22 protein-coding genes and 2 pseudogenes are annotated in these 25,900 nt (G+C 73.1%); 14 read left to right on the forward strand and 10 right to left on the reverse strand.

Annotated elements, in window-relative coordinates:
- Positions 1-174: 174 nt before the first annotated feature.
- On the reverse strand, positions 175-813 hold the full coding sequence (locus tag Prubr_RS35490) for a hypothetical protein (protein ID WP_212819996.1): 639 nt from the start codon (positions 811-813) through the stop codon (positions 175-177).
- 170 nt (positions 814-983) lie between these two features.
- Between Prubr_RS35490 and Prubr_RS35495 the strand changes: the two genes are divergently transcribed.
- The gene (locus tag Prubr_RS35495; RefSeq protein ID WP_212819998.1) at positions 984-2,276 is read left to right on the forward strand and encodes an MFS transporter; all 1,293 of its coding nucleotides are present in this window, start codon (positions 984-986) and stop codon (positions 2,274-2,276) included.
- An 807-nt stretch (positions 2,277-3,083) separates the two neighbouring features.
- Here Prubr_RS35495 and Prubr_RS35500 read toward each other — a convergent pair.
- Positions 3,084-3,665, reverse strand: a complete 582-nt coding sequence (locus Prubr_RS35500) for an ASCH domain-containing protein (RefSeq protein ID WP_212820000.1) — start codon at positions 3,663-3,665, stop codon at positions 3,084-3,086.
- 283 nt (positions 3,666-3,948) lie between these two features.
- On the opposite strand from Prubr_RS35500, the gene Prubr_RS35505 reads away from it, so the two are divergent.
- A complete protein-coding gene (locus tag Prubr_RS35505; RefSeq protein WP_212820002.1) occupies positions 3,949-4,878 on the forward strand; it encodes a phosphatase PAP2 family protein in 930 nt (309 codons plus the stop codon).
- A gap of 105 nt (positions 4,879-4,983) precedes the next feature.
- Positions 4,984-5,568 carry a hypothetical protein gene (locus tag Prubr_RS35510; RefSeq protein ID WP_212820004.1) on the forward strand — a complete coding sequence of 195 codons (585 nt, stop codon included), beginning with the start codon at positions 4,984-4,986 and terminating at the stop codon, positions 5,566-5,568.
- Here Prubr_RS35510 and Prubr_RS35515 read toward each other — a convergent pair.
- Both Prubr_RS35515 and Prubr_RS35520 read right to left on the reverse strand, forming a co-directional pair.
- Complete coding sequence (locus tag Prubr_RS35515; protein WP_212820006.1) at positions 5,494-6,606, reverse strand: GlxA family transcriptional regulator; 1,113 nt, start codon at positions 6,604-6,606, stop codon at positions 5,494-5,496. The genes Prubr_RS35510 and Prubr_RS35515 overlap by 75 nt on opposite strands.
- A gap of 54 nt (positions 6,607-6,660) precedes the next feature.
- The gene (locus tag Prubr_RS35520) at positions 6,661-7,554 is read right to left on the reverse strand and encodes a LysR family transcriptional regulator ArgP (RefSeq protein ID WP_212820008.1); all 894 of its coding nucleotides are present in this window, start codon (positions 7,552-7,554) and stop codon (positions 6,661-6,663) included.
- A 72-nt stretch (positions 7,555-7,626) separates the two neighbouring features.
- Between Prubr_RS35520 and Prubr_RS35525 the strand changes: the two genes are divergently transcribed.
- From Prubr_RS35525 to Prubr_RS35535, 3 genes are read left to right on the forward strand one after another with little or no spacing between them, the layout of a single operon-like run.
- Positions 7,627-8,223, forward strand: a complete 597-nt coding sequence (locus Prubr_RS35525; protein WP_212820010.1) for a LysE/ArgO family amino acid transporter — start codon at positions 7,627-7,629, stop codon at positions 8,221-8,223.
- A gap of 35 nt (positions 8,224-8,258) precedes the next feature.
- Entirely contained in the window at positions 8,259-8,807 is a 549-nt protein-coding gene (locus Prubr_RS35530; RefSeq protein WP_212820012.1) for an NUDIX hydrolase, read from the forward strand.
- Positions 8,808-8,829: 22 nt separating this feature from the next.
- Positions 8,830-9,810: an asparaginase gene (locus tag Prubr_RS35535; protein ID WP_281425869.1), complete on the forward strand. Its 981-nt coding sequence runs from the start codon at positions 8,830-8,832 to the stop codon at positions 9,808-9,810.
- Between the two features lie 81 nt (positions 9,811-9,891).
- On the opposite strand, the gene Prubr_RS35540 is transcribed toward Prubr_RS35535, so the two are convergent.
- Positions 9,892-11,463, reverse strand: a complete 1,572-nt coding sequence (locus tag Prubr_RS35540) for an alpha/beta hydrolase fold domain-containing protein (RefSeq protein ID WP_212820014.1) — start codon at positions 11,461-11,463, stop codon at positions 9,892-9,894.
- A 244-nt stretch (positions 11,464-11,707) separates the two neighbouring features.
- On the opposite strand from Prubr_RS35540, the gene Prubr_RS35545 reads away from it, so the two are divergent.
- The 3 genes from Prubr_RS35545 to Prubr_RS35555 all read left to right on the forward strand — a co-directional run bounded on the left by Prubr_RS35545 (position 11,708) and on the right by Prubr_RS35555 (position 16,001).
- On the forward strand, positions 11,708-12,049 hold the full coding sequence (locus Prubr_RS35545) for a hypothetical protein (RefSeq protein WP_212820015.1): 342 nt from the start codon (positions 11,708-11,710) through the stop codon (positions 12,047-12,049).
- A gap of 245 nt (positions 12,050-12,294) precedes the next feature.
- Positions 12,295-14,802, forward strand: a complete 2,508-nt coding sequence (locus Prubr_RS35550; protein ID WP_212820017.1) for an ATP-binding protein — start codon at positions 12,295-12,297, stop codon at positions 14,800-14,802.
- Between the two features lie 581 nt (positions 14,803-15,383).
- On the forward strand, positions 15,384-16,001 hold the full coding sequence (locus Prubr_RS35555) for a hypothetical protein (RefSeq protein ID WP_212820019.1): 618 nt from the start codon (positions 15,384-15,386) through the stop codon (positions 15,999-16,001).
- Between the two features lie 334 nt (positions 16,002-16,335).
- Here the strand turns inward: Prubr_RS35555 and Prubr_RS35560 are convergent, their stop codons facing one another.
- Entirely contained in the window at positions 16,336-16,674 is a 339-nt protein-coding gene (locus tag Prubr_RS35560; protein ID WP_212820021.1) for a YciI family protein, read from the reverse strand.
- 308 nt (positions 16,675-16,982) lie between these two features.
- On the opposite strand from Prubr_RS35560, the pseudogene Prubr_RS35565 reads away from it, so the two are divergent.
- Both Prubr_RS35565 and Prubr_RS35570 read left to right on the forward strand, forming a co-directional pair.
- Positions 16,983-18,649 (forward strand): annotated as a pseudogene (locus Prubr_RS35565) (DUF6055 domain-containing protein).
- Positions 18,541-19,140 carry a cellulose binding domain-containing protein gene (locus tag Prubr_RS35570; protein ID WP_246568113.1) on the forward strand — a complete coding sequence of 200 codons (600 nt, stop codon included), beginning with the start codon at positions 18,541-18,543 and terminating at the stop codon, positions 19,138-19,140. The pseudogene Prubr_RS35565 and the gene Prubr_RS35570 overlap by 109 nt, the downstream one beginning before the upstream one ends.
- Before the next feature lie 72 nt (positions 19,141-19,212).
- On the opposite strand, the gene Prubr_RS35575 is transcribed toward Prubr_RS35570, so the two are convergent.
- Entirely contained in the window at positions 19,213-19,473 is a 261-nt protein-coding gene (locus Prubr_RS35575; RefSeq protein ID WP_212820025.1) for a hypothetical protein, read from the reverse strand.
- Between the two features lie 159 nt (positions 19,474-19,632).
- Between Prubr_RS35575 and Prubr_RS35580 the strand changes: the two are divergent.
- Together Prubr_RS35580 and Prubr_RS35585 are read left to right on the forward strand one after the other, a co-directional pair.
- Positions 19,633-20,196 (forward strand): annotated as a pseudogene (locus Prubr_RS35580) (ThuA domain-containing protein); the annotation flags it as partial.
- A gap of 115 nt (positions 20,197-20,311) precedes the next feature.
- The gene (locus Prubr_RS35585; protein WP_246568115.1) at positions 20,312-21,409 is read left to right on the forward strand and encodes a Gfo/Idh/MocA family protein; all 1,098 of its coding nucleotides are present in this window, start codon (positions 20,312-20,314) and stop codon (positions 21,407-21,409) included.
- On the opposite strand, the gene Prubr_RS35590 is transcribed toward Prubr_RS35585, so the two are convergent.
- Together Prubr_RS35590 and Prubr_RS35595 are read right to left on the reverse strand one after the other, a co-directional pair.
- Positions 21,396-22,715 carry an alpha/beta fold hydrolase gene (locus Prubr_RS35590; protein WP_212820027.1) on the reverse strand — a complete coding sequence of 440 codons (1,320 nt, stop codon included), beginning with the start codon at positions 22,713-22,715 and terminating at the stop codon, positions 21,396-21,398. The two genes, Prubr_RS35585 and Prubr_RS35590, sit on opposite strands and share 14 nt — an antisense overlap.
- A 73-nt stretch (positions 22,716-22,788) precedes the next feature.
- Positions 22,789-23,676 carry a helix-turn-helix domain-containing protein gene (locus Prubr_RS35595; protein ID WP_212820029.1) on the reverse strand — a complete coding sequence of 296 codons (888 nt, stop codon included), beginning with the start codon at positions 23,674-23,676 and terminating at the stop codon, positions 22,789-22,791.
- A gap of 181 nt (positions 23,677-23,857) precedes the next feature.
- Here Prubr_RS35595 and Prubr_RS35600 point away from each other — a divergent pair, with 181 nt between their 5' ends.
- On the forward strand, positions 23,858-24,463 hold the full coding sequence (locus tag Prubr_RS35600; RefSeq protein WP_212820030.1) for an NADPH-dependent FMN reductase: 606 nt from the start codon (positions 23,858-23,860) through the stop codon (positions 24,461-24,463).
- A gap of 104 nt (positions 24,464-24,567) precedes the next feature.
- On the opposite strand, the gene Prubr_RS35605 is transcribed toward Prubr_RS35600, so the two are convergent.
- Complete coding sequence (locus Prubr_RS35605) at positions 24,568-25,866, reverse strand: aspartate aminotransferase family protein (RefSeq protein ID WP_212820032.1); 1,299 nt, start codon at positions 25,864-25,866, stop codon at positions 24,568-24,570.
- Positions 25,867-25,900 lie beyond the last annotated feature (34 nt).

The following is a 25,900-nucleotide window of genomic DNA, read 5'->3' on the forward strand; positions in this document are numbered from 1 at the left end:
CGAACAGTCACCACCCGGACGGTCGCCCCGGACCGGCCGGCCGGTCACGACGACGGGACACTCCCGCAGGTTGACGCTGAACACAGCGACGCGGCGAAGGGTGACAGTCACCCTTCGCCGCGTCGACCGTCCTGATCGGACGTTCCCGGTGAGGTCGTCGGCGGAAACCGGCGGTCAGCGACGGGCCGACCGCCACAGCAGCCAGGCCACCCAGAGACACCCGGCACCCAGAAGCACGCCGTGCCCGATCCGGGCGGCCGGCGGGGTGTAGAACTGCGGCAGGAACAGCACGAAGCCGGCGGCGAACAGCAGGCCGCCCGCCCGCGGCAGGACCCCGGACCGCCAGATCGCCACGGCCGCGAGCACCGCGGCGACACCGAGGGCGATCAGGCCGATCCCGAACGTCGTCACCGCCACCGGCCCGAACCGGACCGCCTCGGCCAGGTCGAGCACGTCGACCGCTCCTCCGTCGGCGGCCGCCCGGCCGACGGCGTGCAGCCCGAAGTCCTCGGCGCCGTAGTACGGCAGGGTCAGCCCGGCACCGAGCCAGCCGGCGACGACCGCCGCGAGGGCCACCGGCTCGGCCCGGGTCCGGGCGACCACGCCGTACAACGCGAGGAGGCCGATCGGCACCAGCACGAAGCCAACCATCGCGAACAGGTGGGAGTAGACCCAGGCGGTGGAGCCCAGCGCCGCGGTCGCGCCTTCGGCCGTCGACTCGTCGGCCCACGGCCGGACGGCCGGATACAGGACGAACAGCACCCCGGCGACGGCGAACGCGAGAGCACCGAGACGGACGCGGGGCGCGGTCACCAGGGACCGGACAGTTCGGCTAGGCTCCATAGCCTGAAAGCTAACCCAACTAGCCAGAGAAGTGCAACACCGGACCGCATCCGGCGGGGTCGACGGCTGCCGGTTCCTCTGGCAGTCTGCGTAGTGCTCCCGACGGGAAAGTTCGACCGACACCGTGGTCAGGGGACCGTGTGCCGCCACCGTCACGCGCGGGACTGCTGCGTGATCCCGACTTCCGTCACCTGTTCGCCGCGACCGCGACCGGCCAGCTCGGGGACCGGTTCGTCTTCCTCGCGCTGCCGCTGATCGCCATCGTCTCGCTCGACGTGAGCGAGTTCGAGGTCGGCGTGCTTACCGCCATGACGACGGCCGGGTCGCTGCTCGCCGGCCTGCCCGCCGGCGCCTGGGTCGACCGGTGGCGGAAGCGCTCCGTACTGATCAACACGGACCTGGCCCGCGCCGTACTGCTGGCGCTGATTCCGGTGCTCTGGTGGGCCGACGCCCTGACCATCTGGCTGCTGTACGCGGTCGCCCTGGCACACGGCCTGTTCACGGTGTTCTTCGACGTCGCGTACGTCAGCTACCTGCCGTACCTGGTGGGCCGGGACAATCTCGTGGAGGCCAACGCCAAAGTCGCGTCGGTGCGTTCGGCGGTCAGCATCAGCGGCCCGGGACTGGCCGGTCCGCTCGTGGCCTGGCTCGGCGCGCCGTTGACCCTGCTGGCAAGCTCCGTGGGGATGGCGTTCTCCGGCCTGCTGGTCGCCCGGATCCGCAAGCGGGAGACCCGACGCCGGGCCGACCCGTCGAGGCACCTGCTGCGCGAGGTCAGGGAGGGCCTGTCGTTCGTGCTCGGCAACCCGCTGCTGCGGCCGGTCGTCGTGGCGGACGGGATGTTCAGCCTCTTCCTGGTCACATACCAGACCATGCTGCTGGTGTTCCTGTCCCGGGAGGTGGGTCTCGGGTCCTTCGGCATCGGACTGGTGCTGTCGACGATGGCGTGCGGCGGCCTGACCGGCGCCCTGGTCGCCCGGCGGGTGGTCGCCCGGATCGGAACCGGCCCCGTCATCTGGATGGCACCCCTGTGTACGGCCCCACCGGCCGCCCTGATGCCGCTGGCCGAACCGGGCTGGCGCCTCTACCTGGCGGTGTTCGGCCTGATGCTGCTGTCGACCGGCGGCGTGATCCGCCTCGTCGCCCAGGCCGGCCTCCAGCAGTCCGTCACACCCGACCGGCTGCTGGGCCGGATGAACGCGACCTTCCGCTTCGTCATGTGGGGCAGCATGCCGCTGGCCGGGCTGCTCGGTGGCGCCCTCGGCACTCTCCTCGGGGCGGAGGCGGTGCTGTGGATCGGCGCCGCCGGGATGACGGCGGCCTTCCTGTCGACACTGCTCTCCCCGCTCCGGACCATGCGTGAACTGCCGGTCACCGAGCCGGAATCCCCGCCCGCCGACCGGGAGAAGCCCACACCGCGACCCGCCGGATAGCCGGCCGCCCCTTCCGCCCCCGCCATGCCCACGGACGCTTCTAACGGTGCGTCAACCGGCCGCCGCCGTGCCCTTCGCGACGTGGCGGTGCGTGGTGATCGTCAGTTGTTCCCCTGTTGTCCGTACGGCGTGTCGAGCCGCCGGGCAGCAGATGATCACAGGTGCCCCGACGGTTTGCCGAGGAAGGACCCTGAGGTGGTGTCGCGGTCCACAGCGAATTCGGCGTGCACACAGTGAATTCGCGCTGTGGGGCGGGACAGTGGTATCCGGCCTCCAGGCGGGCCGGTCAAGCTTCTGATCAGGCACCAGCTCACCAGTGAGGAACCGACCCCTCCGTGCGCACGGACGCTCCTATGGTGCGTCGACCGGCCGCCACCCCCGCGCGCCCTTCGTGGGGTGGCGGTGCGTGATGATCGTCAGTTGTTCCGCCGTTGTCCGTACGGCGTGTCGAGCTGCTGGGCAGCTGATGATCACGGGTGGCCTGAGGGTTTGCCGGGAAGGACCCCAAAGGTGTTGGGGGTCCACAGCGAATTCGGCGTACGCACAGCGAATCCGCTGTGGGGCGTGACAGTGGTATCGGGTCGGCGGGTGGACCGGGCCGGTGCGGCGGCCGAGAGCCGGGCGGGACGCTCCTGTAGTGCGTCAGGTGGCTGGGGTGGGCTTCGACACGTCTCCCCGCCGGGCCGGTGCCGGCGGTAGCGGGCGGACAAGTCCCGCCCAAGACACGAGGCCAGTCAGGCGAAGGGTCACGCCCACTACCACCCGCATCAGCTCAGCACTGCTGAACCGACCCCGCCATGCTCACAGTCAGTCGAGCCGGTCGACGACCGCCCGGCCACGCGGCGAGAGCCGGTAGCCGGTCTCGAGGCTCTCGGTCAGGCCGAGTTCCTTCAGCTTGCGGACGTCGCGCTTGAAGACCTCGGTGGCCGGATAGCCGGCCAGTTCGGCCAGTTCGGCGGCCCGCCGGGCCGGGTGTTCCGCGATGATCCGCAGCACCGTCGCGGTCCACGCGCCGCGCGGCCCGGCCCGGTCGAACCGGGCCAGCCGTTCGGTGAGCGCCGCCAACTCCGGCGCGCCGAGCTGATCCTGTTCGCGCAGCGCCGCACGCGGATCCGGGCCGGCGTAGCCGACCCCGATCCGGAACAGCCGCAGGTCGCCGCTTTGCGGCAGGTCGGCGCGCAACGCGTCGGCGGACGGGTAGCCGGCCCGCCGCGCGTCGGCGTCCGACACCTCCCGCTCGTCGACCGGGCCGATCGAGCGGATCTCCACCAGCCCGATCGCGGTCCGCAACCGGCTGCCGGCCCGGACCCGGGGCTGACGCCAGCGCCGGAACACCAGCGAGACGACGCCCTGCCGAATTCCGTCCAGAATCTCGCTACGGAACAGCATGTGCGGCACCCTCCCGGTCGGACGCCCGTTCCGACGACCCGGAGCCGGGCGGTTCCCCCACCCGATTGTGGCCTCCCCTCCCCCGGTCGGTCCCGCTCTTCGGCGCCCCGACGAGCCGTCCGGGGCGACAGCCGTACCCGGGCACCGGCGGCGGGTTAACGCCGGCGCCGGGGAACGCTAAAGGAGGGTTAACAGGCACCGGAAACGGCCGACGACCGGGATAACGTGCCTGGTGTGTCGATGGTGCGACCTTCGGTCCACCCGGCCTGGCAAGGGGTGGGCGATGAGTGTGACCACAGTGGCCAGTGTGGCCCTGGCACTGGTCGCGGTGGCGGTCGCGTTCGCGGCGGTGGTGGCCGCCCGGCCGGCCGCACGGCGGCTGCGGGGAATGGAACTCGCGCGACACGTCCCGGCGTGGGCCCGGGACCGCGTACCGCCGGGTCCGTTCGTCCTCGTCGCCGGGGCGGTCCTGGCGCTCGCGCTGGTCTCCGTCTTCGTGGAGATCCTCGACGCGGTCGTCGACGAGGACGACTTCACGGCCTTCGACCGGCCGGTCGTCGAGTGGGTCGCGCAGCGCCGTACGGGCTGGAGCAGTGCCGTCGTCGTGGCGGTCACCGACATCGGCGGCAAGGCGCTGCTCACCCTCCTGCTCGCCGGGGTCGCGGTCGCGGTGGCGGTCCGGCTGCGGTCGTGGCGTCCGGTCGTGCTGGCCGCGGTGTCCGGCGGTGGCGGCGCGCTGCTCGTCGCGGGCAGCAAGCTGCTGATCGCCCGGGACCGTCCCGACCCGCTGCACCGGGCGGTGGTCGAGAGCGGCTTCTCGTTCCCGTCCGGCCACTCGGCCAGCGCTCTGGTCATCCTGGGCACGGTGGCCTGGTTGATCTCGATGGTGGCGGTCAGCCGCACCGTCCGCGCCACGGCCTGGGTCGCGGCCGGCATGCTCGCGGTGGCCGTCGGTCTGTCCCGGGTCTATCTCGGCGTCCACTACCCGAGCGACGTCGTCGCCGGCTGGGTGCTCGGCGCCACCTGGCTGCTGACGGTCGCGGTGGCGGACCGGCTGCCCGGATCGCCGCTGCCGCTGCTCCACCGGTGGCGTGGCACGGACGGCTCTGCGCGGTGGCTCGCGCGTCGGCCGGTCACCGTCTTCACCGTCACCGCTGTGGCCGGCTTCGCCGCCATCTTCGGGATCGTGGGCGTGGCCGCGCTGGCCGGCTAGTGTGCGGGCGCCCGATCGCGGCGCCGCGGACACGTACCCCAGGAATCCGGACCTGTCGACGGATCCGGCTCGCCCCGCGGTCGCCGCACCCGGCACCGTCGGGGCATGGATACCTCTGTGAACTCCGCGGCCCCGGCCGGTACGCGGGTGGCCGCCGCCCGTTGGTCGGCGCTGGCGCACCGCTGGCCGAGCGTGGTCGGCCTGGCGGCGGCAACGCTGGTGCTGGCGAACGGCGCCAACCGGGAGACCCTGGCGACCATTGTCAGCGTCGCCGCCCTCTGCTATCTCGGTGCCGCCGCCTTCGACCGGCCCTGGGTGGCCTGGGCCGGTGTCGGCGGCGCCTCGGTGGTGGTGGTCGTCAGTGAGCTGGCCGGCCTGCCCTGGTGGGTCGGCATAGCCGTCGTCGCCGGTGTGCTGGTCGTGGTCGGCCTGGTCGGCCGGGTTCCGCGTCCGGCGTTGACCGCCCAGACCCTGGCCCTGCTGGGGTACGGCGGACTCGCGGTCGCCGCGCTCCATCTCGCCCCGCCCGTCGGGCTCGTGCTGGCCGGGGTGGCGCTGACCGCACACGGGATCTGGGACGTGATCCACTACCGGCGCAACCAGGTGGTGCCACGGTCACTGGCGGAGTTCTGCGTCCTGCTGGACGTACCGCTGGGGATCGGTTTCCTGGTGCTCGCCGCGATCGGCTGAAGCATGGACGGCTGAACCAGCAACGGCTGCGCCTCCCCCGGCCGGGGCACCACGGCCGAGGGAGGTGGTGCTGTAGGCGGCGCGGTAGCGGGACGGGGTGACGCCGTACCGGTCGACGAAGGCCTGGCGGAGCGCCTCGGCGGAGGTGAATCCACAGCGGACCGCGATGCGGTCCAGCGGCAGCCGGCTCGAGACGAGCAACTGGGCGGCGGCCTCGGTCCGCACCCCGCGTACGTAGCGGGCCGGGGTCTGCCCGGTGTGGGCGACGAACAGCCGGGTGAGGTGCCGCTCGCTGACCGCGGCCCGGTCGGCGAGCACGGCGAGGCCGTGATCGGCGCCGGGCGCGTCCCGGATCGCCGCGACCAGGTCGCGGACCACGGCGTCGTCGGGGGCCGGCGCGGCGACGAACATGCTCATCTGCGCCTGGTTGCCGGGTCGCTGCAGATACGTCACGAGGGCGCGGGCGATGTGGCGGGCCAGTTCCGGCCCGTTGTCCTCCTCGACGAAGGCCAGCGCGAGGTCGAGTGCGCTGGTGACCCCGGCGGCGGTGGTCACGTCGCCGTCGCGGATCCAGATCGGGGTCGGGTCGACCCGTACGGCGGGGTGCAGGGTGGCGAGCTGGTCGGCGAACAACCAGTGGGTGGTGACGCGGCGACCGTCGAGCAGGCCGGCGGCGGCCAGTACGGACGAGCCGGTGCAGACCGAGGCGACCCGGCGGGTCTCGCGGGCCAGCCGCCGGACGTGGGCGACGAGTCGCGGATTGTCCGCGGCCGCCAGATGCCCCTCGCCCCCTGAAATGATCATGGTGTCGATCGGGCCGCGCAGTCGTTCGACGGCGGCCTGCGCGCCCAGGGTGAGCCCGGACTGACAGGTGATCGGCCGGCCCGCCGGCGAGGCGACCACGACCTGGTAGGGCGGTGTGGCGCCCCGGTTGGCGTAGTCGAAGGTCGTGGTGAGGCAGGCCATGTCCAGCAGTTCGGCGCCGGGATAGCCGACGACGACCACGACCCGGGGCGGCGTCTCCTGGGCGACGGTCATCGATCCAGCGTACGGGGACTGCCCGTCCGCCCCACGCCCGTACCCGGTCGGACGTCAGCGCAGGGCGGTCGCCGCCGCGCCGCGTACGGCGTCGGTCAGGGCCGCGAGAACGGTCGACTCCAGCCGCCAGTACTGCCAGTAGAGCGGTACGTCGAGGTGGCGGCCCGGGGTGAGTTCGACGCAGCGCCCGGCCGCGATGTCGGCGGCGGCGATCTGCTCGGGCACCAGCCCCCAGCCCATCCCGAGCCGGATCGCCTCGACGAACGCCGCCGCGGCCGGCACGTAGTGGATCGGCGGGTCGGGCACGCGTCCGGCCAGGGTGCCGAGGAACCGGTGCTGGAGCCGGTCCTTTCGGTTCAGCACGATCATCGGCGCGGTCCCGAACCCCGCGCGGACGTCCCGGCCGGTGAAGTGCGCCCGCCACAGGGCGGGTGCGGCCATCGCCAGGTATCGCATCGCGCCGAGCCGCTCGACCCGGCAGCCCTGCACCGGCACCCGCTGGGCGGTGACGGCCGCCATGGCCGTTCCGGCCCGCAGGATGTCGGCGGTGTGATCCTGGTCGTCCTGGTGGATGTCGAAGGCGAGAGTGGCCCCGGCCGGCAGGCCCGCCAGGGCCGGCAGGAACCAGGTGGCCAGGGAGTCGGCGTTGACCACCACCGCCACCCGGGTCCGGGCACTCCCGCCGCCGACCGGGCCGCGTGCCGCGTCGAGCGCCTCGCCTTCCAACAGGGCGATCTGGCCGGCGAGGCGGACCAGCGCGGTGCCCGCCTCGGTCGGCTCGCACGGCTTGCCGCGCCGGACCAGGACCTGGCCGACCGTCTGCTCCAGAGCCTTGATCCGTTGGCTGACGGCGGAGGGTGTGACGTGCAGCGAGCGGGCGGCTGCCTCGAAGCTGCCGTCGTTGACCACCGCGTGGAAGGTGGTGAGCTGCACCGGGTCGAGCGCCATGATTAGCGATTCTAATGGTGCCTGAAAATCTTTAGCTGGAGTGAAGAGGCGCCGGCTCCTAACGTCGTCGGGGTGCTCGCTTCGACCGTCGCCGGCTTCACCGTCTCCGTCGCCCTCATCATGGCCATCGGTGCCCAGAACGCGTTCGTGCTCCGGCAGGGGCTGCGCCGTGAACACGTACTGCCGGTGGTGTTGACCTGCGCCGTCTCCGACGCGGCCCTCATCGCCGCCGGCATCGCCGGCCTCGGCGCCGCGATCGCCGACCGGCCCACCGTCCTGGCCGCCGTCCGCTTCGGCGGCGTCGCGTTCCTGCTCGGCTACGCGGCACTCGCCGCCCGGCGGGCGATCCGGCCCGGCGCCCTGACGCCGACCGAACGGCCGGCGACCACGCTGCGCGCCACCCTGCTGACCTGCCTCGCCTTCACCTATCTCAACCCGCACGTGTACCTCGACACGGTGCTGCTGCTCGGCTCGATCTCGCGGCAGCATCCGCATCCGTGGTGGTTCGGCGGTGGCGCGGTGCTGGCCAGCCTGACCTGGTTCACCGCACTGGGCTTCGCCGCCGGCCGGCTCGCCCCGGTGCTGGCCCGGCCGGCGGCGTGGCGGGTCCTCGACGGCGCCGTCGCCGTCCTCATGGTCGCGCTCGCGGTCACCCTGGCACTCGGGTGAGGGGTACGACCGGCCGGACCGACTAGGGTGGGCCGGTGAGTGTGCTGCACCTCGACGCCCTGGAGACCCTGCGGGACTGGACGCCGACGCCGGACGGCGAGGACGACTGGCGGCTGACGACGAAGCTGCTGGAACGCGGGCCCGAGGTGATGTGGCGGGGGCACGACGGCGCCCACGTGACCGCGAGCGTGATCATCTTCTCCCACGACCGGCAGCGGGTGCTGCTGTGCCTGCACGGCAAGTTCGACGTCTGGGTGCAGCTGGGTGGGCATCTGGAGGCCGGTGACCCGTCACTCGCCGCCGCCGCGTTGCGGGAGGCGACCGAGGAGAGCGGCATCGCCGGGCTCGTGGTGGATCCGGTGCCGGTGGACGTGGACATCCACCAGGTGGTCAACTGCGCGGGTCGGCGGCTCGACCACCACGACGTGATCTTCGCGGTCTACGCGCCGCCGGACGCGGCCGAGCAGGTGAGCGACGAGTCCCACGCGCTCGGGTGGTTCACGCCGGACGCGCTGCCGACCCCGCTCGGCGGCGACACCGACCGGGTGGTGCGCAACGCGGTGCGCCGTGCCGCCGTACGCTGATCCCCCGCCCGCGGGGCGTCGCGTGACGGTGTTCTCGCTCGGCGGCACGATCGCCATGACCGGCGGTCCGGGCAGCGGCGTGGTGCCGACCCTGACCGCCGCCGACCTGGTCGCGGCCGTACCGGGGCTGGCCGGTACCGGGGTCACCGTCCGGGTGCACGACTTCCGCCGGCTGCCGGGCGCCTCGCTCGGCTTCGACGACCTGACCGCCCTCGTCACGGCCGCCCGCCGGGCCGTGGACGACGGCGCCGACGGCGTCGTGGTGACCCAGGGTACGGACACGATCGAGGAGACGGCGTTCGCGCTGGACCTGCTGTGGCCGTACGACGCGCCGCTGGTGGTCACCGGGGCGATGCGCAACCCGACGCTGGCCGGCGCGGACGGCCCGGCGAACCTGCTGGCGGCGGTGACGGTCGCCGCCGCCCCGGCCGCCCGGCGGACGGGCTGCCTGGTCGTGCTCGGCGACGAGATCCACGCGGCGCGGTGGGTACGCAAGACGCACACCACCAGTCCCGTCGCCTTCCGCTCCCCCGATGTCGGACCGGTCGGGCTGGTCGCCGAGGGGCGGCCCCGGATCCTCACCCGGCCCGCCCGCCACCGGCTCGACGCGGACGTACGCGATCCGGGGACGGTGCGTACCGCCGTCCTGCCGGTGGTGCTGGGCGACGACGGGGCGACCCTGCGGCGGGCCGGATCGGGGCTGGACGGTCTGGTCGTCGCCGGCTTCGGGGTCGGTCACGTGCCGGCCGCCGCCGTGGCGGTGCTGACCGACCTGGCCGCCGGGATGCCGGTGGTGCTGGCGTCCCGGATCGGCGCGGGGCCGGTGCTGGCCGGCACGTACGGCTTTCCCGGCTCGGAATCCGACCTGCTCTCCCGCGGCCTGATCAGCGCCGGCACGCTGGACTGCTACAAGGCCCGGATCCTGCTGCACCTGCTGGTGGCGGCCGGCCACGACCGGGGCCGGATCACGGCGACGTTCGCGACGATCGGCGCCGGCGACTGAGGCCCGGTCGACCGGGCCGTGACGTCGGCCGGGCGCGCCGTGACGCCGGCCCGGCGCGTCATCCGGCCGGAACGCCGACGGTCAGCCGGCGAAGGCCGGTACGCCGGTCTGGAAGGCGTCGCGCAGGTGCTGCGCCGCCTCCTGTTGCGCCTGCTGCGCCTTGTCGAGCACCGCGGAGGCGCCGAAGAACTCGTGCATGACCCCGTCGTAGCAGGTCAGCGTGGTCGCAACGCCGGCCGCGTCGAGGTGGCGGGCGAACTCCCCGCCCTGGCTGCGCAGCACGTCCCGCTCGTCGGTGATGACCAGGGTCGGCGGCAGGCCCGTCAGTTGCGTGGCGTCGAGCGAGAGCAGGTCGACGCGCGGGTCCTTCGCGCCGTCGGGTACGCCCTCGAACGCGTACATCGCCATCCACGACAGCAGGGGGCGGTTGAGCGGGCGGGCGTCGGCGGCGTCGGTCATCGAATCGCCGAACTGCTCGCCGGTGGTCAGCGGATACACCAGCACCTGTGCCACCGGCAGCCGCTCCCCCGCCCGCTTGAGTTGCCAGGAGGTGGCCGCGGCCATGGTGCCGCCGACCGACTCGCCGCCGATGGCGACGCGGTCGGGGTCGCCGCCGATGAGGCCGGCGTTGGCGCGCACCCAGCGGAAGGTCGCCAGCACGTCGTCGTGCGCGGCCGGGAAGACGTCCTCGGGCGCGCGCCGGTACTCCGGGGACACCACGATCGCGCCGGTCTTGTTCACCAGGCCGCGGCACGAGGCGTCGTACGTGTCGACGGTGAACAGCACCCAGCCGCCGCCGTGCACCCAGACGACGACCGGCACCGGGCCGGTGGCGTTCCGCGGCTTGTAGATCCGCACCGGCAGCTCGCCGCCGGGACCGGGGATCGTGACGTTCTCGACCGAACCGACGGGTTCCGGGTGGGTCGGTCTGCCGTCCTCGGCGAGAATCCGCTGGACCGCGTCGACCTGGGTCGGCTGTTCGCGGGCCTGCACCGGGGTGAGGATCTCGGGCGGCTGCGGTTTCAGGCCGGAGAACGCGTCGAGGATCCGCTGCGCCTGCGGGTCGAGGTGCCCCGACGGGTCGGTGGCCAGGTGTTTGATCCGGCCGGACGCCGTGTCGCGTACCTTGTCGACCGCGGCGGCGGCCAGGTCCGCGACCTTGTGGCCCATCCTGCCCGACGGCGCGTTCGGGTGGGCGTACGTCGGCGCGGTCCGCTTGGCGGCCAGGAACTGCCTGCCCAGTTCGGCCATCCGGCCCGCGCCGACCAGTTGCCGGAAGCGCGGCAGGAAGTCGGCCTCCTCCTCCGCCACGTGGTGCCGGACGGAGGAGATCAGGGTGCCCAGCGCCTGCTCGAACTCCGCCGCACCCGGCTCGCTGTTGCGCAGCCGCACCAGGAGTTCCTTCATCTCCTGGTGCTCCCGGCGGGCGTGTTCGGCCTCGTCGGGCTCGCCGGCCTCGGCCATCGCCGGATACACCACGGACTCCTCGGCGTCGGCGTGCAGCGCCAGTTCGAACGACACCTGGTCGACGAGCACCCAGCGGTCGCCCCGCCCGGCCTCCAGGTGCTGGAACTGCCGCTCCACCACCGCGTGGTCGTCCGCGATGAGGTGGTCGACGTCTCCGGGCAGCGTCTCGTACGACAGCGGCGGCATGTGCGGCTCCTGACCTCGGCCGGGCGACGCCGCGTGGCACCGCCCTCGGGCTCCCGCATACCCGGCGGGCCCGGCCCGACTCATGCGGCCCGGTCGATCGGGTACGGGTCCGGCCGTACGGAGCCGCCCCGCCGTCCCCGGCAGGCGACGCCCGCATCACGTACCGTGGCTCGTCGACGGCCACCAAGATCGATCCGGACGTGGTGGCGAGGTTGCCCGGGGCGGCATGGTGAAGGGGCGCGTGATGGACGGTCGGCTCGACGACGATGCCAAGGGCACTCCCTCCGGCGGCGCGGTTCCGACGCCACCACAGCAGCGGTTGATCGATCGGGGCACCGAACTGTTCCGCCGGATCGCGCCCGGAGCCCAGCTCGCACACCGCCTGCTGCCGGACGACGAAGGCGTGGTCGTCGTCCAACCGGTCCGCGGCGGCGGCTCGATCTACGTCGCGCCGGACGGGAGCGTGTTGTTCGCGGCGTCGGCGATACCGCCGCACCGGGCGCTGGAGGCGTTCCGCGCCGGACGCCGGACGCCGGTCGACCGGTTCGTCGAGCCCGGCACGACCGCCGCCGGCGAGCGGGGCTGACCCCGCCGCGCGACCGACGTCGGTCGACGCCAACGGCCGGCCGCAGGCCGGCATCGGCAACCGGGGCGACGGCGCCACGCACCGCAGCGCGGACGGCGGCGGGCACCGGACCGCCTCCCGCGCCGTCTGTACGGAAGGCGACAGGGGCGGATCTTCCGGCACCGCGCCCCGCCGAACTACCGTGACTGTGCACGACGTGCCATCACGGCGCGACGCAGCGTGGTTCGCCGCCCCGGAGGTAGGTGTTGGCTCACGCACAGGACCACGACGCCGGATTCGGGCGGCTGTTGCAACGGGTACGTCGGGCCGCCCGCCTCACCCAGGAGGAACTCGCCGAACGGTCCGGCGTGGCGGTACGCACCATCAGCGACATCGAGCGCGGCAAGGTGCGTACGGCGCAGCGGGAGACCGCCCGGCGGCTGGTCACCGCGCTGCGCCTCACCGGACCGGACCAGACCGCCTTCGAGGAGGCGGCCCGGGGCCGCCCGCCCACCGACGCCGGCGGGGCCGGCGCTCCCGCCCCGAGCGGACCGGCCGGGACCACCAGCGAAGGGGCCGACACCGCGCCCGGTGCGGTCGCCGCATCCCCACCGGTCACGTTCCGCCAGGTCCATCCCCCGCCCACGCCGTTGATCGGCCGCGAGAACGAGAGCCGGGCGGTGGTCGGCACACTGTCCCGCCCCGACGTGCGGATCGTCACGCTCACCGGCACCGGCGGGGTCGGCAAGACCAGGGTCGCGCTCGCGGTGGCCGAGGCCGTCGGCGCGGACTTCGCCGACGGAGTGTGCGATGTGGACCTCACCCTGGTCTCCGGTTCCGCGGACGTGGTCACCCACCTCATCGGGGCGGCCGGCGGCGAGATCCGGCGCGGCGACGTCGCCGAACTGGCCGACGTACTCGGACAGCGGCGGTTGTTGCTGCTGCTGGACAACTTCGAACACGTCCTGCCGGCCGCACCGGCGGTCGCCGCCGTACTCGCCCGGTGCCCGAACCTGAAGCTGTTGGTCACCAGCCGCGTCGCGCTGCACATCCGGGGCGAGCACGAGTACCGGCTCGACCCGCTGCCGGTGCCGGACGCCGACCCGCCGTCGGACGCGGCGCTGCTCGCCCGGTCGGCGTCGGTACGGCTGTTCGCGTGGCACGCCTCGGCCCGCCGGTCCGACTGGCGGTTGACCGACGCGAACGCGGCGACGGTGGCCCGGATCTGCCGGCTGCTCGACGGCGTACCGCTGGCGATCGAGCTGGCCGCGGTGCGGGTCGGCCTGTTCCCGGTGGACGTGATCGCGCAGCGCCTGGACCGGCGGCTCGGCCGGATCCAGTTGCTCACCGCCGGCCCCCGGGACGCGCCGGACCGGCAGCGTACGCTCGCCGCCGCGATCGGCTGGAGCGTCGGCCTGCTGCCCCCGCCCGCCCAGCGGCTCCTCGCCCGGCTCAGCGTGTTCCCGGCCAGGTACACGGTCGAGGCCGCCGAACTGGTCTGTGCGGGGGACGACGGGCGGCCGGCGGTCGACGTACTCGAGGGTCTGGCCGTGATCGGCGACCACCACCTGCACCGGAGTCTGGCCGACGGCCGGTTCGCGATGTACGAGGCGGTCCGCGAGTTCGCCGCCGAACGCCTGCGCGAACTGGGCGAGGAGGAGGCGATCGCGGCCCGGCACACCGGATACGTGGTGGCCGAGGCGGAACAGGCCGCGATCGGGCTGGCCGGTGCCGAGCAGGAGCACTGGCTGGAACGCATGGAGGGATTGCGGTACGACCTGCCGGTGGTGCTGGCCCGGGTCCGGTCGGCCGGCGATCCGGAGACCGCGGTCCAGATCGCCGGTGCGGTGTGGCGGTTCTGGTACGGACGCGGCGCCATCGCCGACGGGCGGCGCTGGCTGGACGAGGCGCTGGCCGCCGGCGACCCCGATCCGACGGATCCGACACCGGCCCGGCACCGGGCCCGGGCGCTCAACGCCGCCGCCGCCCTCGGCCACTACGTCGGTCTCGACCACGCCGAGGTGGCGGCCCGCTACCGCGCGGCGACGGTGCTCTGGCGCCGGGCCGGTGACGACGTCGGCCTGGCCGGCACGCTGAGCAACCTGGCCATGTCCCAGCAGTACGCGAACGACCCGGAGGCGGCCCGGCGCACGTACGACGAGGCGCTGGTCGCCGCCCGGCGGGCCGGCGACGAGCGGGTGGTGGCGACGGCGCTGTTGAACCTCGGCATCCTGCTTGTGCAGCAGGGCGAGCCGGATCCGGCCGGGCCGGCGCTGGACGAGTCGCTGCGGCTGTTCCAGCGGGCGGGGAACGTACGGGCGACCGCCGACGTCTACACGGCGCAGGCGCTGCTGGCGACGGCGACCTGCCGCTACGCGCGGGCGGAGCGGCTGGCCGAGCGCAGCCGTGAGCTCTTCCTCCGGTTGCAGGACGAGCTGGGCGACACCGAGTCGCTGCTGGTGATCGCACAGGCGGTCGAGTTGTCCGGCACCGACGACGCGCGGGCCCGGAAGCTTTACGAGACCGGACTGGAAACCTGCCGCCGGCTCGGTGACGTATGGGGCCCCGGCCTGGCCCTGGTCGGCCTGGGCCGGCTGGCGCTGCGCCGGGCGGACCGGGCGGCCGCCGCCGAACTGGCCGACGCCGCGCTCGCGCACTACCGCTCGCTGGGGTTCCAGACCGGGGTACGGATCGCGGCGGCGCTACGGGCGGCGGTGGAGTCCACCGACGACCCCGTGCCGTCCACGGACCTGTACGCCCTGCTGCCCCCGTGACCGGCCGGCGGGGCCGGGCACCGACCGGCGCCTGACCGTCGGTTCCGTGGGTTGTTCCGTGGGTGCTTCCACGTGGTCGCGGCGACCCCGGGCGGCGACGCTGATTGCAGCGGACAAGCCGCTCCCGGCATCGCTACCGGGACCACCGAAAGGACGTGGGTTCCATGTTGGACGACATCGCCGAGGCCCTGCTGCACGTCGGCAAGCACGTCGTGATCACCGTCGTCGAGCACCTGTTCGACTGAGCCCGGCCGATCCCGATGTACCACCTCTGGCCGTACCCGGACGGCGGCGCCGGTTCCTGCTTCCCGCCGGAACCGGAAGGGTGCCTGGGGCGCGAGCCGCGCCGGCACCAGATCCCCGACGGCGCGCCGCCGGTCCTGGCCGTGGCCGCCATCGTCGGCGCCAGCTGCGCCTGACCGCGAGCCACCGGCCGCGAACGGTCCGCGACGAAGCGGCACCGTGCTCCGACCGCGCCGCGATCCGACCGGCCGCGGTACCCGCACCCCGAACGATCCGCCGGGCCCGGCGGACTGCCCCGCCGGGCCCGACATCCGTCGTACCCAGGTTCGGAGGAACCGATGAAGATCTCCCGTCTCGTCCACGTGGTCGCCGCCGCGACGGCCACCCTCCTGCTGTTCTCCGCCGCGCCCGCCCACGCCGCCGAGGACCGGGCGTCGACCGGCAAGGCCCGGTCCGCCGGTACGCTCGCGGTCACCGGCCCGACGTTCTGGGTCACCATCTCCGGCAACGCCGGCGGCACCGGCTTCACCCGGACCGGCACCCTGGTGCTCGGTCCGACGGTCACGAGCGTCACCACGAACGGGATCAACCCGCTCGAGGTCTGCCTCAGCTCGGGCTTCCCGGCCGGCAGCCCGCAGGTCGGCGCGATCCGGTTCGGCTCGAACGCGGACTGCTTCCCGTCGTCGGGCACCTATCTCGACGTCGCGTACGTCTCCGTCTCCGGCGGCACCGTCTACATCGCGCCGGACTCGGCGATCGGCGCCACGTACATCAACAACTTCACCCGCAGTTCGAGCATCACCGCCTGCATCTACACGCCGGTGTCGGGGCAGGCGTCGTACACCTTCTACACCGACGGCAGCGTCTACGGCTCGATGTCGATCACCGGGTACGGCGGGGCGTTCTGCGGATACTCGTCCTACACCGCCTCGGTCAGCGGATATCAGATCGCCTGACCGACCCGATCACCGGTAGGACGACGGCCGGCGGTTTCCGAGGGGGGAACCGCCGGCCCGGGTCCGTGCCGGTCGTTGCTCCCTGGAAAGCGGCGGGCCCCGACGATGACGATCATCGCGTATCGTCGGGCACCCACCTGACACGGCCGAATCCGGTCCTGCTCGGTTTCGGCCCGGACGGGCCACCCGAGGTGGCGACCATCCACGCGCAAGTATCTAGCTGTTGCCACCAGTTTGCAACAGAGGTCCGGCCGCCGGCCGCGCGGACCCGAGATCCCACTCGGCGGCGAGGCGGCCGCGACGGCCTGTGCCGCCGCGGCCGGACCGGTTTCGGTCACACGTCGGTCGGTGCGGCGAAGGGCCGCAGTTCGATGCGGCCGGCGCGGGCCATCGGGTGGGTGCGGGCCACCTCGATCGCCTCGTCGAGGTCGGCGCAGTCGAGGATGTCGTAGCCGACGATCACCTCTTTGGTCTCGGCGAACGGGCCGTCGCAGAGCAGCAGTTCACCGTCGCGTACCCGGACCGTGGTGGCGGCCGACGTCGCCGCCAGTTCGTGGCCGTCCAGGCGGCGGCCGCGGGCGTCGTTGTCGGCCACCCACGCCTCGATGTCGGGCCAGTCGGTCTGGTCCTGGTCGGGTTCGGCGTCGGTGCAGACGAACATCAGATATCTCATCGCACGCTCCTCGGTGTCGTGACGTCACCAGCATGACGAACGGCGGCCCCGGTTCCGGACAGCGCCGGACCGGAAAAATCCGCCGGACGGTTTCCGGTGCCGGTAGCGGGCCGCCACGGGGCGCCCGCCGAACTCGGTGACGACCGCCGGGATTTCTTAGCGAAGACATAATTCGGCGCCGCACCGACCACCTCCCGAGCTGCACAATGATAGTTTTGATTCCCAACTAATGATGCCCTTCGATCCCCTGTCGGACGGGACGGCGGTTTCGAGGACGGCGAAACCCGACGACTGGAGTGTGGATCGAGATGCGTGTGACCCGGCCGGGAAACAGACCCCGGCACCGCCTGCTACTTGTGCTCGCCGCCGCGCTGGCGTTGACGCTGCCACTCGGGCTGCCGAACCTGCTGCCGCAGGCCTCGGCCGCGACGAAGACGGTGTGGATCCCGGCCCGCTGGACCCAGACCGGCGAGGTGCCGTGGGTCCAGCAGCGGACCCGGGAGTCGGCGAACTTCATCCTGCTGTGGGGCGACCGTTCCGGCACCGATCCGCGTACCGCCCCGGCGAGTACCGGTTCGACCCGGCCAACATCCTCGACCAGCTCGAGCGCCTGTACTCCTTCTACGTCAACGACATGCGCTTCACCCCGGAGACCGGGCTGCTCGCCCAACACAAGATCATCGTCATCATCACGCGGACGTGGTCGAACGCCCCACTGGACGCCTGGGCCACCGGAGGATCGACCGACGGCCGGGTCGGTGTCATCAACATCGCGCCCGGTGCCGCCCAACCCGGCTCGTGGGGCCTGGCGCACGAACTCGCGCACGTCTTCCAGAACTACACCTTCCTCGGCCGGCCGGGCTACGGCTTCACCCACCAGTCCGCCGGCACGTTCTGGGAGGCCAGCGCGGAGTTCATGGCGATGCAGGTGTATCCGACGGCGGCGGCGGGCGACCTGACCCGGTTCATCCGCACCGAGAACCTCGCCTACAGCAGCAGCCGGCACCACTACGGGGCCTGGATGCTGTTGCAGTACATCAAGGACCGCGACGGGTTGGCGATGTTCAACCGGTTGTGGAACGAGGCCCGCAACACCGAACATCCACTGGAGACGTACCGGCGGGTCGCCGGGATCACCCAGACCGAACTCAACCGCCGGGTGGGCGAGTACGCGCAGCGCAACGTCACCTGGGACTACTCCAACCGGGCCGACTTCATGCCCTTCATCAACCGGCTCTACCCGTTCATCACCGCGTACAACGGGGTACCGGTCGACGCGGTCAACGCCACCGCCGGCCACTACCGGATCCCGGACGCGCTGGCGCCGTCCGACTACGGATACAACAAGATCAGACTGGTGCCGCAGCAGGATGGCGGCCTGATCCGGCTCCGGTTGCGCGGGCACGTCAACCAGGCCGCCGGCTCCGGGTGGACGTTCGGCCTCGTCGCGGTCCGCAACGGCGTCCCCCGGTACGGCCCGCTCACCGTCGCGACCGACGCCGAGGTCACGTTCCAGACCCAGCCCGGCGAACGCGACGTCTGGCTGGTGGTCACCGGAACCCCGACGACGGTCCACCGGTACGCGTTCCTGGAGGGCTATCCCCGCAACTTCCGCTACCCGTACCAGTTCCGGGTAGCCGGGGCGACCCCGTCCGGCCACGACCCGGTCACGTCCGTCCGCCCGCACCCGGCGGCGGTCGCTGGCACACCAACGGTGGCGGTTGGGTCGACAGCCGCGCCAACGTCGCCGCCACCGCGTACGTCGGTCCGCGGGCCGCGGTCTACGGCAACAGCACGGTCAGCGGCAACGCCCGCATCGAGGATCTCGCCTGGGTCAACAGCGGCGCCACCGTCGGCGGGAACGCCGTGGTCAAGAACAACGCGCTGGTCCAGGGCGGCGCCAACCTCGGCGGCAGCGTCGTCGTCGGCGGTGATGCCGAGCCGGCGACCGCCTGCGGCTCCGGGACGTATCTGATCTTCAACCCGGACCGGCGCTGTGACGGTGGGCCGGGTGAAACCGACATCAACCCGTCCTACCAGCTGTTCACCGACGACCAGCTCGCGCTGGGCGGGAGCGGCCCGAACCCCACGCCCACCCCGACCGTGCCGCCGACGCCGACGCCGACCACACCGGCACCGACCACGCCGGCACCGTCGCCCGGGCAGCTCGCCTGCACGGCCGGCTACGCGGTGACCGGGCAGTGGCAGGGCGGTTTCCAGGGCGAGGTCACCGTGCGGGCCGGCAGCCGGGCGATCAGCGGCTGGACCGTCACCTGGACGTACGCCGACGGGCAGACGATCACCCAGTCCTGGGGCGCCACGGTGACCGGCAGCGGCGCGAACGTGACGGCGACCAACGCCGCCTGGAACGGCGGCCTCGCCGCCGGTGCGGCCACGAGCTTCGGCTTCATCGGCTCGGCGGGGGCGACCAACAGCAGTCCGACCCTGAGCTGTCAGGCCCGCTGACCGGGCCGGACGGTCCGGGTCGGGACCGGCGCGGGCGGCGCTTTCCCGCCCGCGCCGGTCACCGCCAATGGGTCAGTCGACCGGCGGCGCGGCCCAGTCGCACGGCCGCACGCTGAAGACGAGGTAGCCGGACTGGACGCCGAGCCGGGCCTCCCGCCCCTCGCAGTTGACGCTGAAGCTGCCCCGCCAGACCGTCCGCGTCGAGTCGGCGTACCAGGTGTGCAGGCACATGTTGTTGGCCGGGCAGGGATAGAGGGCGTGGGCCGGCGTGCTGGGAACGAAGAGGGTGACGCCGACGGCGAGAGCCGCGGCGACGAGGACACGACGCAACATGTTGTCTCCCTGTGTCGGCCGCACCCACGCCTGGTGTCCATTTTGGTGGGACGGATGCGGCGCGCCTTCCTGGATTGTCCGGCAGGAATCGACGTCCGACAATCACCTGTCCGGTATCCTCGCAAGGGCCCGCGATCTGGGAGGCATCCCGTGGACCCCATGACCACCCGCAGAGCTCTCGTCGTCCGGGGCGGATGGGAAGGGCACCGGCCGGTCGAGGCCACCGACCTGTTCCTGCCGTTCCTGCACGCGCAGGGCTTCACCACCCGGATCGAGGACTCTCCCGGGATCTACGCCGACACCGGATACCTCGCCACCGTCGACCTCATCGTGCAGTGCGTCACGATGGGCCGGATCGGTCCGGACCAGTTGGCCGGGCTGCGTTCGGCGATCGCGGCCGGCACCGGCCTGGCCGGTTGGCACGGCGGCATCGCCGACTCCTACCGCGACAGCTCCGACTACCTGCACCTGATCGGCGGCCAGTTCGCCTGCCATCCCGGCCGCCCGCCGCACGAGTCGGTCGAGGGCGAGGAGAACAACTTCGTCCCGTACACCGTCAACATCCGCCCCGCCGCGGCGGACCATCCGATCGTCGCCGGGCTCGCCGACTTCGACCTGGTCACCGAGCAGTACTGGGTGTTGTCCGACGACTACGTCGACGTGCTGGCCACCACCACCCAGCGGGTCCGGCCGGGCGACCCGTGGCACCGCGAGGTCACGTCCCCGGCCGTGTGGACGCGCCGGTGGGGCCGGGGCCGGATCTTCGTCGCCACCCCGGGCACAGCCTCGACGTGCTCACGCACCCGTCCGTACGCACCATCGTCGAACGGGGGATGCTGTGGGCCAGTCGCTGACCCCGCCGGCGCGGATCGGCCTGGTCGGCTGCGGCGCCATCAGCGGCCAGTACCTGACCACGCTGGCCCGAACCGCCGGACTGGAGCTGGTCGCCGTCGCCGACCTGGACCGGTCCCGCGCCGAACAGGTGGCGCGGGCCCGGCCCGGGATACGCGACCTGCCCGTCGACGACCTGCTCACCGATCCCGACGTCGACATCGTCCTCAACCTGACCACGCCGGCCGCCCACGCCGACATCGCGCTGCGGGCGATCGCCGCCGGCAAGGACGTGTACGGGGAGAAGCCGCTCGCGGCGACGACCGCACAGGGCCGCGCGATGCTGTCCGCGGCCGCGTCGGCCGGCGTACGGATCGGCTGCGCCCCCGACACCGTGCTCGGCACCGGCACCCAGACCGCGCGCCGGGCCATCGACGACGGACTGATCGGGGCACCGGTCGCCGCCACCGCGACCATGGTCACCGCCGGCCACGAGCGGTGGCATCCCGACCCGGACTTCTACTACCAGCCGGGTGGTGGACCGCTGCTGGACATGGGCCCGTACTACGTCAGCTGTCTGGTCACCCTGCTCGGCCCGGTCACCGCGGTCATCGCCGCCGGCAGCCGGACCCGCGACGTACGCGTCATCGGCAGCGGCCCCCGCGCGGGGGAACGGATCCCGGTCGCGGTCGACTCGCACGTCACCGGCGTCCTGACCCACGCCGGCGGGGTGCTGTCCACGCTGGTGATGAGCTTCGACGCCGGCGCGACCAGGGCGGCCCACGTCGAGGTGCACGGCGAACTCGGCTCCCTGGTCGTGCCCGACCCCAACCGGTTCGACGGCGCCGTACAGGTCCGTGGCCTGTCCGACCCGGACTGGCGGCCCGTACCGGAGTCGGCGGGCTACCGCGGCGCCGGGCGCGGGATCGGCCTGGCCGACCTCGCCGCCACCACGCCCGGGCGGGAGCCCCGCGCCGGCGGTACGTTCGCCTACCACGTGCTGAACGTGCTGGAGTCGATGCTGACCGCCGCCGCCACCGGCGGGACGGTCCCGGTCCGGTCCCGCACCGGACGGCCGGCGGCGGTGCCGCTCAGCGACGGGTAGCGGCCCCCTCCTCCGGACGGGGCCCGCCGAGTTCGGCGATCATCTCCAGCAGGCGGGACAGGACCCGGCCCGAGCCGATGCCGTCGTGCTCGTACTCGTTGGTCACCCAGACCCGGGTGCCGGCGAGGTGGGCCGCCGTCGCGAGTTGCAGGTCGGCGTCGACGTACATGTCGTCGAAGTACACGGCCGCGGCGACGGGCACCTCGTTGGCCGCGAGCCGGTCGAGGTCGTACAGCGCGCTCCACTCCGCGCGCCCGGCGAGGATCTCGACCGCCGCCCGGAACGGCCGCAGGGTACGGATCTCCTCGAACATCCACGGATACACCATCTCGCCGGTGAACAGCAGCGGCCGGGCGCTCTCCGCGAACTCCGGCCGGCGGTCCCGTTCCGTCTGCGCCGCCCACGCCGTCGCCCCGGTGCCCGTCGAGCCGTAGAGGCTCTCCTGCAGCGCGATGAACAACGGGTTGTCGGTGTACGCCGTGCGGGCCTCCACCTGGGCCAGGAACGTGTCGCTCGGTACGTCGTCGCCGGTGGCGAACGCCTCGTCGAGCAGCCAGTGCATGCGTTCGTACCCGGGCTTCATGCCGAAGTCGAGGCCGAGGTTCTGGAACCGGCGGACCGTGAGCGGGTCGCCGGACGGCAGCACCACGTCGCCGGCGGCGAGCCGGTCCGCGATCCGCGCGGCGGTGCCGACGTGGTGCGGGTAGCGGGCGTAGAACTCGCGGTTCTTCGCCTCGACCCGGGGATAGGTGCGCCGGTAGACCTCGGCGGCGTCCGGCCACACGCTGGGCAGGCCACCGGTCACGTAGCAGGCGGCGAGCCCTTCCGGCGCCAGCGACAGGTAGGTCAGCGTCAGAAAGCCGCCGTAGCTCTGCCCGAGCGTCGACCAGCGTCCCCCGCCGAAGACGGTGCGGCGCAGATGCTCGGCGTCCCGGACGATCGAGTCGGCGCGGAAGCAGGCCAGGTAGTCCGCCTGCGCTTCGGCGTCGCCCCGGGCCGCGAGCACCCGGCCGTCGATCCGGGAACTCCGACCGGTCCCCCGCTGGTCGAGCAGCACCACCCGGTGGCTCTTGAGCGCCTCACCGATCCAGCCGTCGACGGCCGTCGGCCGCGGGCTCTTGCCGCCGGGACCGCCCTGCAGGAACAGCAGCCGCGGCAGGTCGTCGCGGCGCCGTACCGGATCGACCAGTTCCCGGGCGAAGACCCGGATCCGGTCCCCGCCGTCCGGGGCCGACCAGTCCAGCGGGACGTCGACCTCGTGGTCCGTGACGTGCATGCCCGGAATCGTGTACTCGGCCGTGATCATCACGCCTCCCCTCCTGCGGTTGGGGACGACTCTGCCTGATCATCCGAGCCCTCTGATCACGGGGCCGTCCGGTTCAGGCGGAGGTGGCGCGGCCGACCGGCCGGGGCGTACCGGTGACCGCGCGCAGCGCACCGGGGCGGCGTCCGGTGAGGCGGTCGAGGGCGACGGTGGTGGCCTCGTCGGCGGGCAGGTAGACGACGAGTCGCTGGCCGTCCGTCTCGGAGAACTCGAGGATCTCGTACGCCAGCCGGAGCCGCCCCACCTCGGGGTGCACCAGCCGCTCGACGCCCACCCGCTGCGGCGTGACCGGCGGCCCGGTCATCCGGCCGGTGAACGGTGCACCGGCGGCGGCGGTGAGTTCGTCGACGAGTCGCGCCGCGTACGGGTCGGGGCGCCCCAGGTTGAGCCGCAGGTTCGCCGCCTGCTCGTCGGCGATCCGCTCCCAGTGGGGATAGGTGGCCCGGGCCCGCGGGTCGGTGAACACGTAGCGGGCGAGGTTGCCGGGTTCGGCGTCGAGGACGCCGATCGGACCGGCGAGCCGGGCGTAGCCGCTGGTGTGGGCGAGCACGTCGGAGAGCCGGTTGAGCAGGACGGCCGGGGTCGGATCGAGCCGGTCGAGAATCGCCCGCACCGTGGGTCGTACCGAGCGGGCCGGCGTCGCGGCCGGGGTGAGACAGAATCCGCCCTCGGCCGCCTTGGCCGCCCGGCGCAGCAGATCCCGCTCCTCGACCGAGAGGCGGAGCGCGTCCGCGAGTGCGGCCAGCACGGAAGCGGACGGGCGGCGGTCGCGGCCCTGCTCGATGCGTACGAGGTATTCCACGCTGATCCCGGCGAGCGTCGCCAGTTCGGCCCGGCGCAGGCCCGGCGTACGGCGCCGCGCGCCGGTGGGGAGCCCGACCTCCGCCGGGGTGACGGCCCCGCGACGGGCGCGTACGAAGTCGCCCAGCTCGTTGTCGCTCACGCTTTCACGCTACCGGCGGACCCGTTCCCGGTCGTGGCCCTGCCACTACCACCCTCGGCCCGGTCTCCCCCGACGGCGCCGACGGGCGCAGATTGGTGTCGCCGTCGTCCGGCGGCGCCGCAACCCAGATCCCGACCGGCGGGTCCACCCGGACACGTCACTCGTCAACGAAGGGACAGCCATGCCCAGACAGCCTCTCCGACTCGCCGTGATCGTCGGCAGCGTCCGGCAGGGACGGTTCGGCCCCGTCGTCGCGCGGTGGTTCGTCGAGCAGACGGCCCGGCACGGCCGGTTCGAGGTGGACGTCGTCGATCCGCTGGAGACGACGCTGCCGGCCGCGCTCCCGCCCAGTTCCGAGGCGCTCGCCGCCACGCACGAGCGCCCGGCCGAGATGATCGCGCTGGCCGACCGGCTGGCGGCGGCCGATGCGTTCGTCGTGGTGACCCCGGAGTACAACCACAGCTTCCCCGCGTCGGTGAAGCACCTCGTCGACTGGCATCTGACCCAGTGGCAGGCCAAGCCGGTCGGCTTCGTCTCCTACGGCGGGGTGAGCGGCGGGCTGCGGGCCGTCGAACAGTTGCGGCTGGTCTTCGCCGAACTGCACGCCGTGTCGGTGCGCGACACCGTGAGCTTCGACAACTACTGGGCACGGTTCGACGACACCGGCCGGCTGATCGACTCCAGCGGTGCCGACGGCGCGGCCAAGGTGCTCCTCGACCAGCTCGGCTGGTGGGGCGCGGTGCTGCACGACGCCCGGATCGCCGACCCGTACCGGGCGAATGGTTAGCGGGATGGGCCCAGTTGGCCGCGACCGCGGATCCCGTCGGCGGTCCCGGTCCGGACACCACCACCGGCGAAGGGCGGTCATCGGCGCCCGTTGCCGGCGGGTAGCTACCGGGTCGCCTCGCCGATGGCCCGGTCGAGGATGTCGAGGCCCTCCGCCAACTCGGCCCGGGTGCAGGTCAGCGGCGGCGCGATCCGGAACACCCCGCCCATGCCCGGCATCTGCACCACGTTCATGTGCAGCCCCAGTTCCAGGCAGCGGCGGGTCACCGCGGCGCCGAGGGCGTCGGCGCCCTCGCGGGTCTCGCGGGAGAGCACCAGTTCCAGGCCGATCAGCAGGCCGCGGCCGCGGATGTCGCCGATCACCTCGTGCCGGTCGGCCAGGTCGGTGAGGCCCTGGCGGAGGAAGGCGCCGAGGTCGGCCGCGGCGACGTCGAGCTTGTCGCGTTCGAGTACGTCCAGGACGGTGTTGCCGACGGCGGCGACCAGGGGGTCGGCCACGTGCGTGGTGTAGAACAGGTAGCCACGATCGTGGGCGGTCCGCTCGATGTCGGTGCTGGTGATCATCGCGGCGAGCGGCAGTCCGGCGCCGAGGGTCTTCGACAGGGTGAGGATGTCGGGGACGACGCCGTCGCGTTCGAAGGCGTACCAGGTGCCGGTGCGGCACAGGCCGGTCTGCGCCTCGTCGAGGATCAGCAGCATCCCGCGTTCGTCGCACTTGCGGCGCAGCGCGGCCAGGTATCCGGGCGGCGGGTCGATGACCCCGCCCGAGCTGAGGATGGGTTCGACGATGCAGGCGGCGAGGCTGCCGACCGACTGGGCGTCGACGAGGTCGAAGGAGAAGTCGAGCTGGCGGTGCCAGTCGAGTTCGCCGTCGGGGGTGCGGAAGTCCGGCCGGTAGGGGTTGGGGGTGGCGATGGCGAGGTTGCCGGGCGCGGCCGGGCCGTAGCCCTTGCGGCCCGCGCTGTAGGTGGCGTTCGCCGCGGCCTGGGTCATGCCGTGCCAGGACCGGGCGAACGAGACGATCTCGTGCCGGCCGGTGACCAGCTTCGCCATCCGGATGGCGGCCTCGTTGACCTCGGCGCCGGTGGTCAGGAGCAGCACCTTGTCCAGGGGGTCGGGCAGTGATTCCGCGAGCCGCCGGGCCAGGTCGACCACCGGCCGGCTCAGCATGCCGCTGAAGAGGTGGTCGAGGGTGGCGACCTGGCGCTGGACCGTGGCGACGATCTCGGGGTGGCTGTGGCCGAGGATGGCGCTCATCTGTCCCGACGTGAAGTCGAGGACGCGCCGGCCGTCGGCGGTGAAGACGTAGCTGCCGGCGGCCTTCTCGATGATCTCGGGTGTGAAGCTTCCGGCTCCGCTGTAGCGGACGAGGTGCCGGTCGACGTCGGGCCAGAAGGAGTCCATGTGCCGACGGTAGGCACGGCTGAGCGTCACGTCC

Origin of the sequence: Polymorphospora rubra (assembly GCF_018324255.1) — a bacterium.
In the GTDB taxonomy this organism is placed as follows: Bacteria; Actinomycetota; Actinomycetes; order Mycobacteriales; family Micromonosporaceae; genus Polymorphospora; species Polymorphospora rubra.